Below are 15,902 nucleotides of genomic sequence, written 5' to 3' on the forward strand. Positions count from 1 at the left end.
CCCTTGTTTGCTCAGTAGAAAATCGTCACCGTGACGGTATCGCTGTAATTGCCGGCGGCGGGCGTGTTCTGGGGGCTCACCCGACTGTAGACGGTGACCGGCTGCACCGCACCGCTGCCGGTACCGGTCACGGTGTCCACGTTCTCGGTGTTGCCCCAGCGCTGGCTGCGTCCGGAATCGCGGTAGAGCTCGTAGGTCACGTACTGGCCACCGCTGCTCTGCATGCGCCGGGTGGTGCCGCTGGCGTGGAGGCCGTCGTCGAGGCCGATCTGGTAGGGAGTGGTGTTGGTGCACTGGGGCGATATGGTCGCCGTGGTGTCGATGTTGGCGGTGAGCAACCCCTGGGTGCCGAAGTCGATGTCCTCGACCGCGAAGCCGGGGGCGCACTGGGCCTCGACCGTGGCGGTGGCGTCGAAGGGGAAGGTGTCGGTGCCGCCACCGCCACCGCCGCTGGTGCAACTCGCGGGGTAGGTCCCCAGGCCCAACAGCGCCTCGTTGTAGCGATACGACAGCCCCGTATGGGAGCCGGAGAAGCTGTTGGAATAGAGCCCGGGCACCAGCGCGGTCTGACCGGAGGGGACCCGGCCGTAAACGGTCAGACTGCCGGTCTTGGTCGTTCCGTTGCCGGAGAGCAGTGCGAAGGATACAGTCTGCTGGACCTCGGTGCCGGCACAGCCGGTCAGCGAGCCCCAGGTGCTGGTACGGCTGCTGTCCCGATAGAGCTGGAACGACATGGTGTTGCCACCGCTGGTCATGCGCCGCGGCGTACAGTTGCCACCCCCCGCGACGCCATCCTCGACACTGAAACACATTCGCACGAAGGACGCGTAGAGGCTGCCCAGAAAGCCGGAGTAGGTGCAGCTCCAGTCGATGGTCGCCGTAACGTCGACGTTGCCGTCGAAGGGGTCCACGAAACCGAACTGCACGTCGGTCATGTCGGCACTGCAGGTGGTGGTCGCCTGCACGGGCGCCGCCGGCAGCAGCAGGGCGGCGGCCAGGGTGGGGCCGCCCCATCTCCGCAGGCACTGCCAGCAGGTTGGATTCCTCATCGCTTCTCCTCCACACATTCCAGCGGCCCGATCACCGGGATCCCCTGCGTCTCTTCCGGGTAGGGGAGCGCCACGGTGCAGCGGCCCCCGTCGCTGCGGATGACCGTGAGGGTGTTGTGGGGCGCCAGCCCCTCCAGGTAGGCCTGACCGTCGTAGCCGACCAGGGCCGGTTCGCCGCCGGCACCGTCCAGGAGGACCCGACTGCCCAGGGGGATCGGCGCGCCATGGCCGTCGTGGAGGATCAGTAGGGCGGCGCGCACCCGGCGCAGGCCGAAGTCGACGGTGACGCCGGAGCGGTCGGCTGGCACGGCGGTGACCCGCGTGCGCTCCACCTGCACCTCCGCCGGGAGCTGCAGGGCATCGATGGAGACCCGGTTGGGCTGGTAGGCGTTGAGGCCGGTGACCAGGTAGTGGCCGCGGGCGTCGGTGCGGCCGATGGGGCGGTTCTCCAACTGTACCGGGACCTCGGCGATGCCGCCGGTGGAGACCAGGGCGAAGCCGTCGGTTACGGGGCGGGCGGTGAACAGGTCGCGCTCCATCAGCACCAGGGCGCCGGCCGCGGAGCCGTAGGCGCTGTGGCTGTTGTTGATTGACCGCGTGCCGACGCGCAGTTCGGCCCAATCGCCGCGGTAACCCACCTCCGCCTGGTAGCTTTCGAGCGCCTCGCCCTGCTGGGTTTGGAGGCTCCAGCCCACGCCGCCGTCGGGGGGCACGGACTGGGTCAGGTAGGCGCTGTACTGGTTTCCGCCCTGGCGGTGGTTGACCGAGGCGCCCGCCGATCGCCGCCCCCCGAGGCTCGCCGAGATACCCGCGAAGGCAGTGTAGCCGCCCTCGCCGTCCAGCTCCCGCGTGGCGCCCAGGTGCAGGGAGAGCCCATCGGCGAGGCCAACGCTGTAGTTGGCGCCGAGGCTGCGGAAACGCCCCTCCTCGAGGGTGTCGAGGCGGCTGTAGTGGAGGGAGAGGCTGCCGCCGCGCCCCATGCCGTAGCCGATGAGCGCCCGTTCCGTGCGTCGGGGGGGCGCCCGGCCGTCGCGCGCCGCCAAATCGCGGTAGTCGTCGAAGGTGCGGGCAAGCTGGTAGTTGAAGGCCAGCCCGCCGCCTACCCAGCTGTAGCCCAGGCTGAGCTGGGTCCCCTCAGCGCCGCCGCCTTCCTCGCCGCTGCTGCTGCGGGCGTAGGCGCCATTGACGCTGCCGAGGCGGCCGAGGCCGGCAACCGCCCCCACGCCCCCGGCGGCCAAGCCATCGCCCCCTTCGGCGTGGGCCTCCAGGGTCACTCCATCGGTCAGGCCGTAGCGCAGGCTGCCGCTGCCGACGAGCCCGTCGCGGTAGCTGAAGGACTTCAGGCCGTAGTCGGCGCGCACCCGGCCCAGTTCCAGGGAGTAGTCGCTGAGCCCCCGCCGCAGCAGGCGGGGCTCGTTGTAGTAGTCGAAGGCGATGGTGCGGCTTCGCCCGAGAGCGTCGGTGATCACCACCTGCGCCTGCCCGGTGCCGCTGACCCGGGGCAGCGTGTCGAGCTGGAACGGCCCCGGCAGCACCTCGCCCTGATACTGGCGGAGACCGCCCACATAGAGCTCCACCGCCGAGGGCAGGGCCGCCTCGCCGAAGAACTGGGGCAGCGGGCGGGTGATGAGCTCCGGCTGCAGGGCGAAACTGCGGCGCAACTGCACGCCGCCGAGACGCGTCGCCCGGCTCCAGGAGAGGCTGCCGCCGATGAAGTCGCCCACGGTCAGCGCCAGCAGCCGGTGCTGGGAGGACCAGGTCCAGGCGCTGTCGAGCCGGACATAGTCGCGGTCCTCGTCGCCGCCGTAGCGGGAGATGCCGGTGGTGGTGAGCACGCCCTGGGGGCCGAACAAGCGCAGCTCGGTGGTCGCCGCCAGGCTGCGGGCGCCCGCACCGGTAGTGCCGTAGATATCGTAGTTGAGCAGTGCGCCGGGGCTCACCGTGGCCGGCCACAGCCGTGTCTCGGGGCCGCCCAGGGTCTGCAGCTGACGGTCGAGGCGCGCGGTCGCGGCGTCGAGATAAAGACGCTGGTTGGGCGCGTCGTAGCGGTAGGTCAGGCCGGGCAGCCCGGCGAGATCGAGGTAGCGGTCCGCCGGCAGGTCGTCGAGCCGCAGGCCGATCTCCTGCAGGTGCGCTGGCCAGAGGTGGAGATGGCCGTCGGCGGTCGCGGGCACCTCCACCAGCCGCCCCGTATTCACCCTGTTGAGGAAAATCTCCAGGTAGAGCGTATGGGCGGCGCCTGCCAGCCCCGGCCCCTGCAGCAGCACGGGGGCGGCGGACGGCGGCTGGCCGCCCGGCCCGGCCAGGGCTGCCGCTCCGGCCAGGGCCATCGCGATCAGCACCGCAGCGCTAGGGAGCAGGCCACTCCAGCGGCAGCGCGGAGAGCGCATGTCGGACGGTTTCGCCATTGATGCGGATCCGGATCTCCTTGACGGCGGCCCACGTCCCGGCCTCCAGCTCCAGCGGCCAGCTGCGTTCGGTACCGGCCAGCACGTAACCGAGCAGGCCGGGCCGGGCGAACACCGTCTCTCCGGCGCCATCGAGAAGCCGCAGATCCGCCAGCTGGAGCCGCCGGGGGGTCGGATTCCGGGCCTGCAGGCGGACTGGGCCGGAGGGCGCCCGCTCCAGGGAGAGGCGGGCGGGCGCGGATGGCGCCGGGGCGCTTTCTGGGGCGACGAACACCGGCACCGAGAAGCTCAGAACGAAGTTGAGGCCCGCACGCGGCGCCCCCGGCTCGGTCACCGCCGGCGGCAGTTCGTCCACCAGCAGGCGGAAGCTCTGCTCGCGGCCTGCGGGCGCCGGGGACGCCCCGGCGCGGGTGCGGATGATTCGCACCAACTGCCGCTGGCCCGGGGCGATGCGCGTCATGGGTGGGCTGACGGTGAGGCGGGTGCTGGGCGTCAGCCGGTCATCGCCCGCCTCCTGGGTCCACTGGAAAAGCCGCAGCTGGACGTCGACGGGCGTCGCACCGGTGTTGCGCAACCACAGGCCCTGGACCCCTTGGCCCGCCGCGAACTCCACCCCCGCCGGCATCACGCTCAGGCCGGAGGCCCCGGCTGCCAGCGGCAGCACGGCCCACAGCAAACCGGCTGCCACCCGCCGGCACAACTGCAGCAACGATGCCCAACGGCGCTTCAATGGAACACCCCGGCCCCTGATCCACCCGCCACGTACGCCCCCTGCCCTCTTCCCTGCACTGACGGGCGAAGGCTAGCACAGCCCCGCCCCGACGTCAGTCCCGGCCCGGGGCTGCCTGGCCGGCGCGACGGGCAGGTCGGCGCCGATCAGTAGGTGACCGTCACCGTCACCGTGTCGGAGTAGGTGAGCGCAGGGGGGGTGTCCTGGATAGGGACGGTGCCGTAGACCGTGTAGGTCTCCTCCGCGCCGGTGCCGGTGCCTGCCTGGCTTTCGGTGTCGGCCAAGGTGCCCCAATGAGTGGTGTAGCTCGCGTCCTGGAACAGGTCGTAGCTGACGTTGTTGGCCCCATTGACCATCTGCCGTGTGGTGGTGTCGCCGCCCGTACCCGGGTTGGCGCCGGCGTCGAGACCGATGTCGTAGGCGAGATTCTCGGTGCAGGTGACGTAGATGCTTGAGGTCGCCGTCACCACGCTGGTCAAGGGACCCGCGGCCCCGAACGCCATATCGGTGGGGGCCGTCGTGATCTCGCAGGCATTCTGAATGGTGATGGTGACATCGAATGTGTCGGTCACCGTCGCCGCCGTCGCGGTCAGCGGGAGTGTGCCGGCGATCAGCGCGGCGGCCAGCAGGGTCCGTCTATGCATGGTACTCATGGTCAGCTCCTTTCCCTGCCGCCGCCCCGGGCGAAGCGCTCCAGGACATCCGCAGGGCGTGAATTCGACGCGGTCTGAGCCATGGGGATTCTCTGTCCCCCACCGCCCGATTTTCCGCTTTCGTCCCTGAATCGGCCAATGCCGATGGTATTTATCATGATCAAGATAGATCAGTCCTGCGCCAATACCCACCAACTCCGTCACAAAATCTGCAACATGTGTTACAGGGTCGGTCACAATTCGCACCCCCCTTGACCATAGATTTCCGGGTACCGCCCCATCGGGCAGGCACACCTCTGTCGGAGCGGGACGCCACCCTTCCCCCTTCCTCCTTCACCCGACCGCCGGGTAAAACGATATCCTGTGCGCCTCGCCCCCGGCAACGCCTGCAAGGAGTCCCCCATGCCCACGCCCCCCGAAGCCCTGCTCCTCATCGCCCCCGGCTGCCCCCACTGCCCCGGCGTGCTGGCGCGGCTGTCGGAGCGGGTCAAGCAGGGACGGCTGGCGCGGCTGGAGGTGGTGAACGCCGCGCTGCTGCCGGAGCGGGCCGCGGAGCTCGGGGTCAGGAGCGTGCCCTGGACCCGGATCGGACCCTTCGAGCTCCAGGGCAACCTGGCGGAGGGGGAGATCGACCGCTGGATCGACGCCGCCGCCGCGGACACCGGCATGGATCTCTACCTCGCCGAGCTGCTGGAGCAGGGCGGGCTGGCGCGGGCCGAGGCGCTGGTGCGCGCCGCGCCGGAGCACCTGCCGGCGGTGCTGGGGCTGCTGGAGGCGGCGGAGATCCCCTTCAACGTGCGCCTGGGCGCCAGCGCCCTGCTGGAGGGGCTGGCCGGCGGCGACGCGCTGCGCGCGCTGGTCCCGGAGCTGGCCCGGCTGGCCGGCCACGCCGAGCCGCGGGTGCGCGGCGACGCCTGCCACCTGCTGGGCCTGGCGGGCGATCCCGCCGCCCTGCCGGTCCTGGAACAGCGCCTGGAAGACGACGATCCCGAGGTGCGCGAGATCGCCGCCGAGTCCATCGAGCGGCTCGTCCCGGGTAACGGGTAACCCGAAAGGCGTGTCCGGCGGGAATGGTGCGCAGAGCGCAGCCTACGCTGCGGCCTCTCCCTGAATTCACCTTGCAGGGTGCGCCGTGCGCACCGCTACCGCCCCCCCGGGCAATCCACATCTCCCCGTCCGCGATCTGTCCCTTCTCCCGCCCGCTTGCGCAAGATCCTTTCGCCGTCCGCATCGGATCCGCCCACCGCCTCCCGAGGCCGGAACCCCTTAACAATCATTTCATTAGCATATTATTACCTGGTTAACACACTGTTTTACAAGCTCTATTTTGCTCCGCAACAATGCCTGAGCTTTCTTGTCAGATTTTGCAACGTCAACCATACTTGATTTATGTCGATTTCCGGGATGGGGCCCATAGCCCAGCCAACCGGGGGGTAAGCGCCTGATGGTGATGCGTGGAAGCAATGCGGAGGATGCGGGTGAGACATTTCGTCTCCAACCCAACCGCTCCATGCGCTGGACCGACATCCAGCGCGTCCTGACCGTCTTCGGGCTGTTCACCGCGATGATTGCGGTGGCGGTCGCCGCCCTTGGCGCCTGGCCCGTCCTCCCCTTTACCGGCCTGGAGCTGCTCCTGCTCGCCGGCGCCTTCTATCTCAATGCCCGCCAGGGCAGCGCCCGCGAGGTGATCTCGCTCCATTCCGACCGGCTCGAGCTGTACCGCGGCAACGGCCGGCAGCACGACCGGCCCTATCGGCTCCCGCGCCCGTGGACCCGGGTGGAGCTGGCCCGCGATCCCGCCGGCCGCTACCCGAGCCGGCTCTTTCTCAATGCCCACGGCCGCCGCCACGAGGTCGGGGCCTGGCTGCCGGAGCACGAGCGCAGGCGGCTCGCCCGGGATCTCACCCGGGCGCTCGGAACATCAGTGTCATAACCAGTGCTGCAGGGATGTCGCCGGATACCCGGGTCGCCGGGGATCGGGCCGCGGAACAATTCAAGGGCAGGCGCATGGGGGACATCACGTGGATAGGATGGTAAGACGCACCGCCGCTCTCGCCGCGGCGACGGGACTGATCGCGCCCGCCGGCGCACTGGCGGACTACGCCCTCAACCTGCGCCCCGGGGTCACCCCCATCAGCCGGGAGGTCTACGACCTGCACATGCTGATCCTCTGGATCTGCGTGGCCATCGGCGCGGTGGTGTTCGGGGCGATGGTCTACTCCATCATCCGCCACCGCAAGTCCCGCGGGGTCGAGGCGGCGCGCTTCCACGAGAACACCTCCGTGGAGATCCTCTGGACCCTCATCCCGGTGCTGATCCTGGTCTCCATGGCCATTCCCGCCACCCGCACCCTCATCGCCATGGAGGACACCCGCGACGCGGACCTCACCATCAAGGTGACCGGCTACCAGTGGAAGTGGCACTACGACTACCTGGGCGAGGACGTGAGCTTCTTCAGCACCCTGGCCACGCCCACCGAGGCCTTCCGCGACGCCTCCCTGCGCACCGCCGACTACCTGCTGGAGGTGGACAACCCGGTGGTGGTGCCGGTGGGCCGCAAGGTGCGCTTCCTCACCACCGCCAACGACGTGATCCACTCCTGGTGGGTGCCCGACCTGGGCTGGAAGCGCGACGCCATTCCCGGCTTCATCAACGAGTCCTGGGCCCAGGTGGACGTGCCCGGGGTCTACCGCGGCCAGTGCGCCGAGCTGTGCGGCAAGGACCACGGCTTCATGCCGGTGGTGCTGGTGGCCAAGAGCGAGCCGGAGTACGAGGCCTGGCTGGCGCAGCAGAAGAGCGCCAAGGCCACCCGCGCCGCGGCGGCGGAGAAGACCTGGACCCTGGAGGAGCTGATGCAGCGGGGCGAGGCGGTCTACGCCAAGACCTGCGCCGTCTGCCACCAGGCCAACGGCCAGGGCGTGCCCGGCGCCTTCCCGCCCCTGGCCGCCGGCCACCCCTTCGCCGCCGGCGAGAACCTGCTCGCCCACCTGCGCGAGAGGGGCTTCCTGGACGCGGACGGCAACATCGTCCTCGGCCCCCTGGAGCAGCACATCGACATCGTCCTCAACGGCATCGAGGGCAGCGCCATGCAGGCCTTCCGCGATCAGCTGGACGACGCCGACCTGGCGGCGGTGATCACCTACGAGCGCAACAGTTTCGGCAACGACTCGGGCGAGCTGGTGCAGCCCGCGGCGGTGAAGGCGGCCCGTTGAACCGCCACCGGCAGACCCGACGAAGCGAGGAGAGGAGCGAGCCCATGACCACCACCACCGCAGCCCACGGGGAGCACACGGAGCACGGCCCGGCCCGGGGCCTGATGCGCTGGGTCACCACCACCAACCACAAGGACATCGGCACCCTCTACCTGCTGTTCGCGCTGACCATGTTCTTCGTCGGCGGTGCCATGGCCATGGTGATCCGCGCCGAGCTGTTCCAGCCCGGCCTGCAGTTCGTGGAACCGCAGTTCTTCAACCAGATGACCACCATGCACGCCCTGGTGATGATCTTCGGCGCGGTGATGCCCGCCTTCGTCGGGCTGGCCAACTGGCAGATCCCGATGATGATCGGCGCCCCCGACATGGCCCTGCCGCGGATGAACAACTGGAGCTTCTGGCTGCTGCCCTTCGCCTTCGCCATGCTGCTCTCCACCCTGTTCCTCACCGGCGGCGGCCCGGCCGGCGGCTGGACCATGTACCCGCCGCTGATGCTGCAGACCGGCGAGGCGCTGCCGTTCGTGATCTTCGCCGTGCACCTGATGGGCATCTCCTCGGTGATGGGCGCCATCAACGTCATCGTCACCGTGCTCAACATGCGCGCCCCCGGCATGACCCTGATGAAGATGCCGCTGTTCGTCTGGACCTGGCTCATCACCGCCTTCCTGCTCATCGCCGCCATGCCAGTGCTGGCCGGCGCGGTGACCATGCTGCTGACCGACCGCTACTTCGGCACCGCCTTCTTCAACGCCGCCGGCGGCGGCGACCCGGTGATGTACCAGCACATCTTCTGGTTCTTCGGGCATCCCGAGGTGTACATCATGATCCTGCCGGCCTTCGGCATCGTCTCCCAGATCATCCCCACCTTCGCCCGCAAGCCGCTGTTCGGCTACAGCTCCATGGTCTACGCCACCGCCAGCATCGCCTTCCTCTCCTTCATCGTCTGGGCCCACCACATGTTCACCGTGGGCATGCCGCTGGCCGGCGAGCTGTTCTTCATGTACACCACCATGCTCATCGCCGTGCCCACCGGAGTGAAGGTGTTCAACTGGGTGGCCACCATGTGGCGCGGGTCCATGACCTTCGAGACCCCGATGCTGTTCGCCATCGCCTTCGTGTTCCTGTTCACCATCGGCGGCTTCTCGGGGCTGATGCTGGCCATCACCCCCGTGGACTTCCAGTACCACGACACCTACTTCGTGGTGGCCCATTTCCACTACGTGCTGGTGACCGGCGCGATCTTCGCCATCATGGCCGCCGCCTACTTCTGGCTGCCCAAGTGGACCGGTCACCGCTACGACGAGCGCCTGGGCCGGATCCACTTCTGGCTCTCGGCGGTGTCGGTGAACGTGCTGTTCTTCCCCCAGCACTTCCTCGGCCTGGCCGGCATGCCCCGGCGCATCCCCGACTACGCGGTGCAGTTCGCCGACTGGAACATGATCTCCAGCCTCGGCGGGTTCGCCTTCGGCGCGAGCCAGCTGCTGTTCCTCTACATCGTGGTGAAGACCATCCGCGGCGGCGCCCGCGCCGGCGCCGAGGTGTGGGAGGAGGCCCACGGCCTGGAGTGGACCCTGCCCTCGCCGCCGCCCTACCACAGCTTCACCGAAGCCCCGGAGGTGCGCTGAGGTGACGGCCATGGACTCCCATCGCGACCCCCGCCGCCTGCGCCGCGCCAACCTGCGCCTGGCCTGGCTGCTGGGGCTGGTGGCCGTCGGCTTCCTGGTGGGATTCATCCTGGTGAACCTGCCATGAGCGGGGACCGCGAGCGCGCCAACCGCCGCCTCACCCTGCGCATCCTCGCGGTGGCGGTGGCCATGTTCGGCTTCGGCTACGCCCTGGTGCCCCTCTACGACGTGTTCTGCGAGGTGACCGGGCTGAACGGCAAGACTGGCGGCCGGGCCGCGGCGACGGAGACCTACGCGGTGGACCCCGATCGCCTCGTGACGGTGGAGTTCCTGGCCACCGTCAACGGCGGCGAGCCCTGGACCTTCCGCCCCGCGGTGGCCCGGCTGCGGGTCCACCCCGGCCAGTCCTACGTGACCCACTACCTGGCGGCCAACCCCACCGGGCGGGCGGTGACGGTGCAGGCGGTGCCGAGCGTGGCGCCCGGCCTGGCCGCGCAGCATTTCCACAAGACCGAGTGCTTCTGCTTCCACCGCCAGGACTTCGCCGCCGGCGAGGCACGGGAAATGCCCCTGGTGTTCACCATCGACCCGGCGCTGCCGCCGGAGGTGGGCACCGTGAGCCTGGCCTACACCCTGTTCGAACTGGGGGAGACCCGCGCCAACTGACCGACGGCGCCCGAGGTTGATAGGAGAGAGCCATGAACACGCACGCTGGACCGGCCTACTACGTGCCCCACGGCAGCCACTGGCCCATCGTCGGCTCGGTGGGCCTGACCACCCTGCTGGTGGGATTCGCCGTGCTGCTCAACGGCGCGGACCTCGGCGGCACGCTGATGGTGGCGGGGGTGGTCATCACCCTGGGGATGATGGCCGGCTGGTTCGGCACGGTGATCCGCGAAAGCGAGGGCGGCCGCTACAACGCCCAGGTGGACCGCTCCTTCCGCATGGGCATGGGCTGGTTCATCTTCTCCGAGGTGATGTTCTTCGCCGCCTTCTTCGGGGCGCTGTTCTATGCCCGCGAGTTCGCCGTGCCGTGGCTCGGCGGGGCCGGCGCCAAGGCCGCCACCCACTCCGTCCTGTGGCCCGACTTCCAGGCCCTGTGGCCACTGCTGCAGCCGCCGGACGCCAGCCGCTACGACGTGCCCGAGCAGGTGATCGGAGCCTGGGGCATCCCCGCCCTCAACACCCTGATCCTCCTCTCCAGCGGCGCCACCATCACCTGGGCCCACTGGGGGCTGAAGCAGGGCCGGCGCCGCCAGCTCACCCTCGGCCTGGCGCTGACCGTCGCGCTCGGGGTACTGTTCCTGGCCCTGCAGGCCTTCGAGTACGGCCACGCCTACCACGAGCTCAACCTGAAGCTGAGCTCGGGCATCTACGGCTCCACCTTCTTCATGCTCACCGGCTTCCACGGCGCCCACGTGACCATCGGCGCCATCATGCTCCTGGTGATGCTGCTGCGCAGCCTGCGCGGCCACTTCAGCCCCACCCACCACTTCGCCTTCGAGGCCGCCTCCTGGTACTGGCACTTCGTGGACGTGGTGTGGCTGGGCCTGTTCATCACCGTCTACTGGCTGTGAGCCGCGCCATGCCCCACCTCGCCGCTCCCCGCCACGAGCCCCCGGCGCAGCTGCCGGACTACCGGCCGCCGGCGGCCGTGGGCGGCTGCGGGAGCAGGCCGTGGGGGGTGATGAGCCCGCCGGCGAAGCCCGCCAGCAGCAGCACGAACAGCGCCAGCGAGAGCACGATGCGCACGGTGAGCGCCCGCACCGTGCGCCGGGAGTCGTCGCGATCGCGCACCAGGAAGAACAGCCCGGAGGCGAGGCTGAGGAGAATCCCCGCCAGCAGGAGCAGCAGCACGGCCTTGAACAGCATCGGTGATCTCCTCGCGTCCGGGGCGGTCGGGAAGGCGGCCCCCTGCTGCAACCATAGGAGAGCGCCATGAGCCTGTCACGGGCCGGCCACGCCCCCCTGCGCCTGCGCCCCCGGCTGCTGCCGAGCCTGGCGGTGCTCCTGCTGCTGCCGCTGCTGCTGGGCCTCGGCGCCTGGCAGCTCGACCGGGCGGCGCAGAAGCGCGCCCTGGCCGCGGCGCTGAACGCGGCCGGCGACGCGCCGCCGGTGCAGATCCTGCCCGGCACCGACGCCGAGGCCGTGCGGGAGCTCGCCTACCGGCGGGTTGCGGCCTACGGCCGCTACGCCCCGGAGCGGCAGCTGCTGCTGGACAACCAGATCCACGACGGACGCCCCGGGTTCCGGGTCTTCACGCCCCTGCGGCTGGGCAACGGCCACAGCGCGGTGCTGGTGGACCGCGGCTGGCTGCCCATGGGCGCCACCCGCGACCAGCTCCCGGCGCTGGCGCTGGCGCTGGCGACCGACGATCGCCTGGTCCGGGGCCTGCTCACCCCGCCGCCCGACGTGGGGCTGCGCCTGGGCGACGGCATGGCGAACCCGGGCCGCTGGCCGCGCCTGGTGCAGTACCTGGACCCGACACGGCTGGCGCCGGAGCTCGGCGTGCGGCTGCTGCCGTACGTGATCCGGCTCGACCCGGGGGCGCCCGACGGCTACCTGCGCGAGCCCCCGGCGCTGCCCTTCGGCCCGGAGCGCCACCTCGGCTACGCGGTGCAGTGGTTCGCCCTGGCCGCCACCCTGGCGCTGCTGTGGCTGCGCTACTCGCTGGTGCGCGCGCCCGCCCCGGCGCGCCCCGAACCCACCGACACGGAGACCCCCGGCCATGTCCGCCACGGCTGACGCCCGCCGTCCGCGCCTGCTGCTGCTCGGCCTCGGCGCCCTGTTCGTCGCACCGCTGGCCGCCGCCTGGCTGAGCCTCGCCCTGGGGCCGGCGTGGCAGCCCGCGGAGACCGTCAACCACGGCCGGCTGCTGCAGCCGGCCCGGCCCCTGCTGGCCGCGGGCCCCGGCGCCGCGGACAACCCCGCCGCCCCGCTGCTGCGGGGGCGCTGGACCCTGGCCCTGCTCGCCGGGGCGGACTGCCCGCCGGAGTGCCGCGAGACCCTCGCCGCCAGCCGCCAGGTGTGGCTGGCCCTGAACAAGGACCAGGCGCGGGTGCAGCGGCTGCTGGTCACCACCGGGGCCCTGGCGCCCGCCACCCGGGACGCGCTGCTGCGGGACGACGGCACGCTCCTGGCCCGGGCCGACGCCGGGCTCGCCGCGCGGCTGCGTGACGCCCTGGCGACCGGCGACGACGCCCGCGCGCCCGGCGGCCCCCGGCTGCTGCTCATCGACCCCCTGGGCAACCTGGTGCTCGACTACGCCCCGCCGGTGGCGCCGCGGGGACTGCTCAAGGACCTGGAGCGGCTGCTCAAGGTCTCGCGCATCGGCTGAGCGCCGGCGCCCACGTCAAGACACGGAGGAGAGTGCCCATGGCCAAGGCCTTCGCCACACCGCCGCCCCGCGGCATCGCCCTCGCGGCCACCTGGCGCGACTACCTGGGGCTGTGCAAGCTGCGGGTGGTGACGCTCATCGTCTTCACCGCCGTGGTGGGCATGCTGCTCTCGGTGCCCGGGGCGGTGCCCATGGACACCCTGGTGTTCGGCACCCTGGGCATCGGGCTGGCCGCCGCCTCCGCCGCCGCCTTCAACCACGTGCTCGACCGCCGGATCGACGGGCGGATGGCGCGCACCCGCCACCGGCCGCTGCAGACCGGGGCGCTGGACGCGCCCCGGGCGCTCACCTTCGCCACCCTGCTCGGGGCGCTGGCCATGACCCTGCTGAGCACCCTGGTGAATCCCCTGACCGCCCTGCTCACCGGCGGCTCCCTCATCGGCTACGCGGTGGTCTACACGGTCTTCCTCAAGCGCGCCACGCCCCAGAACATCGTCATCGGCGGCGCCGCCGGGGCCGCGCCGCCGGTGCTCGGCTGGACCGCCGTGACCGGTAGCCTGGACCCCAACGCCCTGCTGCTATTCCTGATCATCTTCGTCTGGACCCCGCCCCACTTCTGGCCCCTGGCCATCGCCCGGCGAGAGGACTACGCCCGCGCCGACGTGCCCATGCTGCCGGTGACCCACGGGGTGGCCTTCACCACCCTGCAGGTGCTGTTCTACACCCTGCTGCTGGTGATGGTGACCGGACTGCCCTACCTCACCGGCATGAGCGGCCCCCTTTACCTGGCCGTGGCCGTGGGGCTCGGAGCGCGCTACCTGCAGTTGGCCTGGCGGCTGCACCGCGGCAGCGACCCGCGCCAGGCCATGGCGGTGTTCCGCTACTCCATCCTCTACCTCAGCGTGCTGTTCGGCGCCCTGCTGGCAGATCACTACCTGCTGGCGTGGCTCCGCGGAGGGAGTGGATGAACGCGCCGGCGCCGCACCGCGGGCCCGGCCTGGGCCCCTGGCAGGTGCTCTCCAGCGCGGTGGCCGCGCTGCTCGGGGTGCAGAGCCAGCGCAACCGCGAACGGGACTTCCGCCACGGCCGGCCGCTGCCCTTCGTGGTGGCAGGGCTGGTCCTGACCCTGCTGTTCGTCCTGGCGGTGTTCGGCGTGGTGCAGCTGGTGCTGCACTTGGCCGGGACCACCGGCTGAGGGGGACGACCATGCGCCGCGCCACCCTCCTCACCGCCCTGCTGGCCCTGGCCGTCATCCTGCTGGGCGCCTTTGTCCGCCTCTCCGACGCCGGGCTGGGCTGCCCCGACTGGCCCGGCTGCTACGGCCGGCTGACCGTCCCGGCGGGCGACGCGGCCACCGCGGCCGCCAACGCCGCCTTCCCCGACCGCCCCCTGGAGCACCCGAAGGCCTGGAAGGAGATGGTGCACCGCTACCTGGCCGGCTCCCTGGGGCTGGCCGTCATGGGGCTGGCCTTCACCGCCTGGCGCCGGCGCGCACCGGTGCGCGGCCCGGTCCTGGGCCTGGTGGGGCTGGTGCTGATCCAGGCCCTGCTGGGGATGTGGACCGTGACCCTGCTGGTGAAGCCGGCGGTGGTCACCGCCCACCTGCTGGGGGGGATCCTCACCTGCGCCGGGCTCTGGTGGCTGGCACTGCGCCAGGAGCCGGCGCCGGCCCTGCTCTCCGGCGCCCGGGGGCTGCGGACCTGGGCCCTGCTGGCCCTGGGGCTGGTGCTGGTCCAGATCGCCCTGGGCGGCTGGACCAGCAGCAACTACGCGGCGCTCGGCTGCACCGAATTCCCCCGCTGCCACAGCGGGGCGTGGTGGCCGCCGACCGACTTCCGCGAGGCTTTCGTGCTCTGGCGCGGCACCGGGGTGAACTACGAGTACGGCGTCCTCGACGCCGCGGCCCGCACCGCCATCCACCTGGCCCACCGGCTGGGCGCGCTGGCGGTAGTGCTGGCGGTGGGCGGCCTGGTCCTGCGGCTGGCCGCCACCGGCATCCCCGCCCTGCGCCGCGTCGGCATCGCGCTGGGCGGCATGCTGGCGCTGCAGGTGGCGCTGGGGATCGCCAACGTCCTGGGTGGACTGCCCCTGCCGGTGGCCGTGGCCCACACCGGCGGCGCCGCGCTGCTGGCCTGCACCCTGCTCAGCGCCGTCCGCCTGCTGCGGCCGCTGCCCGTCAGCCGGCCGCAGCGGAGCCCGGCGCGACTGCTGGGAGCGACCCGGTGAACGGCCCCGTCCGGCTGCTGCTCGTGCCCGCCTTCGCCGCCCTGGCGGCGGGGCTGTGGCTGGGCCTGGCGCAGGCGCCGGCCGCCGTGGATCCGCCCGCCACCCGGACCGCCACGGCCATCGACCCGCCGCGGCCCATCGCCCCCTTCACCCTCGCCCGGCCCGACGGCACCCCCTTCACCGCCGCCGACCTGCACGGCCGCTGGACCCTGCTCACCTTCGGCTACGCCAGCTGCCCCGACGTCTGCCCCACCACCCTGGCCCTGCTCGACGGCATCAGCCGCGCGCTGCCCGCGCCTGCGCCCCGGGTGACGTTCGTGTCGGTGGACCCGGAGCGGGACACCCCCGCACGCCTGGGCGAGTTCGTGACCGCCTTCAATCCCGGCTTCCTCGGCGTCACCGGCAACCCTGCGGCCATCGCCGGGCTGGCCGGCCAGCTGGGCATTCCCTACGCCCGGGTGCCGCTGCCAGGCAGCGCCCTGGGGTACGTGATGGATCACAGCGCGGCGGTGCTGCTGGTGGATCCCGACGGACGGCTTCGTGCGCTGTTCACCCCTCCCCTGGAGCCCGCGGCCATGGCGGAGGACATCCGGCTGCTGGAACGGCACTACCAGTCCCTGGTCAAACACCACTGAACGCAACCGATGCCGCCCCGAACGGCA

Annotated in this window: 17 protein-coding genes; 12 read left to right on the forward strand and 5 right to left on the reverse strand. The window is 71.3% G+C overall.

Annotated features, from left to right (window positions below):
* Positions 1-11 precede the first annotated feature (11 nt).
* From DFQ59_RS09635 to DFQ59_RS09650, 4 genes are all read right to left on the reverse strand, one after another.
* Positions 12-1,049: a Csu type fimbrial protein gene (locus DFQ59_RS09635; protein ID WP_170142113.1), complete on the reverse strand. Its 1,038-nt coding sequence runs from the start codon at positions 1,047-1,049 to the stop codon at positions 12-14.
* On the reverse strand, positions 1,046-3,379 hold the full coding sequence (locus tag DFQ59_RS09640; protein WP_170142114.1) for a fimbria/pilus outer membrane usher protein: 2,334 nt from the start codon (positions 3,377-3,379) through the stop codon (positions 1,046-1,048). The genes DFQ59_RS09635 and DFQ59_RS09640 overlap by 4 nt, the downstream gene beginning before the upstream one ends.
* 19 nt (positions 3,380-3,398) lie before the next feature.
* Positions 3,399-4,145: a fimbrial biogenesis chaperone gene (locus DFQ59_RS09645; RefSeq protein ID WP_147275213.1), complete on the reverse strand. Its 747-nt coding sequence runs from the start codon at positions 4,143-4,145 to the stop codon at positions 3,399-3,401.
* A gap of 188 nt (positions 4,146-4,333) precedes the next feature.
* Positions 4,334-4,840 (reverse strand): Csu type fimbrial protein, encoded by a 507-nt coding sequence (locus DFQ59_RS09650; protein ID WP_114279479.1) that lies wholly within the window; start codon positions 4,838-4,840, stop codon positions 4,334-4,336.
* 402 nt (positions 4,841-5,242) lie between these two features.
* On the opposite strand from DFQ59_RS09650, the gene DFQ59_RS09655 reads away from it, so the two are divergent.
* From DFQ59_RS09655 to DFQ59_RS09680, 6 genes are all read left to right on the forward strand, one after another.
* Positions 5,243-5,887, forward strand: coding sequence for a HEAT repeat domain-containing protein (locus tag DFQ59_RS09655; RefSeq protein WP_114279480.1), 645 nt, complete (start codon positions 5,243-5,245; stop codon positions 5,885-5,887).
* A 403-nt stretch (positions 5,888-6,290) separates the two neighbouring features.
* Positions 6,291-6,773, forward strand: a complete 483-nt coding sequence (locus DFQ59_RS09660; protein WP_281268244.1) for a DUF2244 domain-containing protein — start codon at positions 6,291-6,293, stop codon at positions 6,771-6,773.
* A gap of 97 nt (positions 6,774-6,870) precedes the next feature.
* A complete protein-coding gene (coxB, locus tag DFQ59_RS20645; RefSeq protein WP_114279482.1) occupies positions 6,871-8,052 on the forward strand; it encodes a cytochrome c oxidase subunit II in 1,182 nt (393 codons plus the stop codon).
* A 44-nt stretch (positions 8,053-8,096) separates the two neighbouring features.
* Complete coding sequence (ctaD, locus tag DFQ59_RS09670; protein ID WP_114279483.1) at positions 8,097-9,677, forward strand: cytochrome c oxidase subunit I; 1,581 nt, start codon at positions 8,097-8,099, stop codon at positions 9,675-9,677.
* A 123-nt stretch (positions 9,678-9,800) separates the two neighbouring features.
* Entirely contained in the window at positions 9,801-10,343 is a 543-nt protein-coding gene (locus DFQ59_RS09675) for a cytochrome c oxidase assembly protein (RefSeq protein ID WP_114279484.1), read from the forward strand.
* 32 nt (positions 10,344-10,375) lie between these two features.
* Positions 10,376-11,254, forward strand: a complete 879-nt coding sequence (locus DFQ59_RS09680) for a cytochrome c oxidase subunit 3 (RefSeq protein WP_114279485.1) — start codon at positions 10,376-10,378, stop codon at positions 11,252-11,254.
* A 58-nt stretch (positions 11,255-11,312) separates the two neighbouring features.
* Here the strand turns inward: DFQ59_RS09680 and DFQ59_RS09685 are convergent, their stop codons facing one another.
* The gene (locus DFQ59_RS09685) at positions 11,313-11,549 is read right to left on the reverse strand and encodes a twin transmembrane helix small protein (protein ID WP_114279486.1); all 237 of its coding nucleotides are present in this window, start codon (positions 11,547-11,549) and stop codon (positions 11,313-11,315) included.
* Between the two features lie 66 nt (positions 11,550-11,615).
* Here DFQ59_RS09685 and DFQ59_RS09690 point away from each other — a divergent pair, with 66 nt between their 5' ends.
* From DFQ59_RS09690 to DFQ59_RS19830, 6 genes are read left to right on the forward strand one after another with little or no spacing between them, the layout of a single operon-like run.
* Complete coding sequence (locus tag DFQ59_RS09690; RefSeq protein WP_114279487.1) at positions 11,616-12,422, forward strand: SURF1 family protein; 807 nt, start codon at positions 11,616-11,618, stop codon at positions 12,420-12,422.
* Positions 12,406-13,014, forward strand: a complete 609-nt coding sequence (locus DFQ59_RS09695) for a hypothetical protein (protein WP_114279488.1) — start codon at positions 12,406-12,408, stop codon at positions 13,012-13,014. Before DFQ59_RS09690 ends, DFQ59_RS09695 begins: the two co-directional genes overlap by 17 nt.
* Positions 13,015-13,052: 38 nt before the next feature.
* Positions 13,053-13,982, forward strand: a complete 930-nt coding sequence (gene cyoE, locus DFQ59_RS09700; RefSeq protein ID WP_114279489.1) for a heme o synthase — start codon at positions 13,053-13,055, stop codon at positions 13,980-13,982.
* A complete protein-coding gene (locus DFQ59_RS09705) occupies positions 13,979-14,209 on the forward strand; it encodes a DUF2970 domain-containing protein (protein ID WP_114279490.1) in 231 nt (76 codons plus the stop codon). The genes cyoE and DFQ59_RS09705 overlap by 4 nt, the downstream gene beginning before the upstream one ends.
* A gap of 11 nt (positions 14,210-14,220) precedes the next feature.
* Entirely contained in the window at positions 14,221-15,240 is a 1,020-nt protein-coding gene (locus tag DFQ59_RS09710) for a COX15/CtaA family protein (RefSeq protein ID WP_114279491.1), read from the forward strand.
* On the forward strand, positions 15,237-15,875 hold the full coding sequence (locus DFQ59_RS19830) for an SCO family protein (RefSeq protein WP_170142116.1): 639 nt from the start codon (positions 15,237-15,239) through the stop codon (positions 15,873-15,875). Before DFQ59_RS09710 ends, DFQ59_RS19830 begins: the two co-directional genes overlap by 4 nt.
* Positions 15,876-15,902 lie beyond the last annotated feature (27 nt).

The sequence above is a fragment of the Thioalbus denitrificans genome (genome assembly GCF_003337735.1).
GTDB lineage: Bacteria > Pseudomonadota > Gammaproteobacteria > DSM-26407 > DSM-26407 > Thioalbus > Thioalbus denitrificans.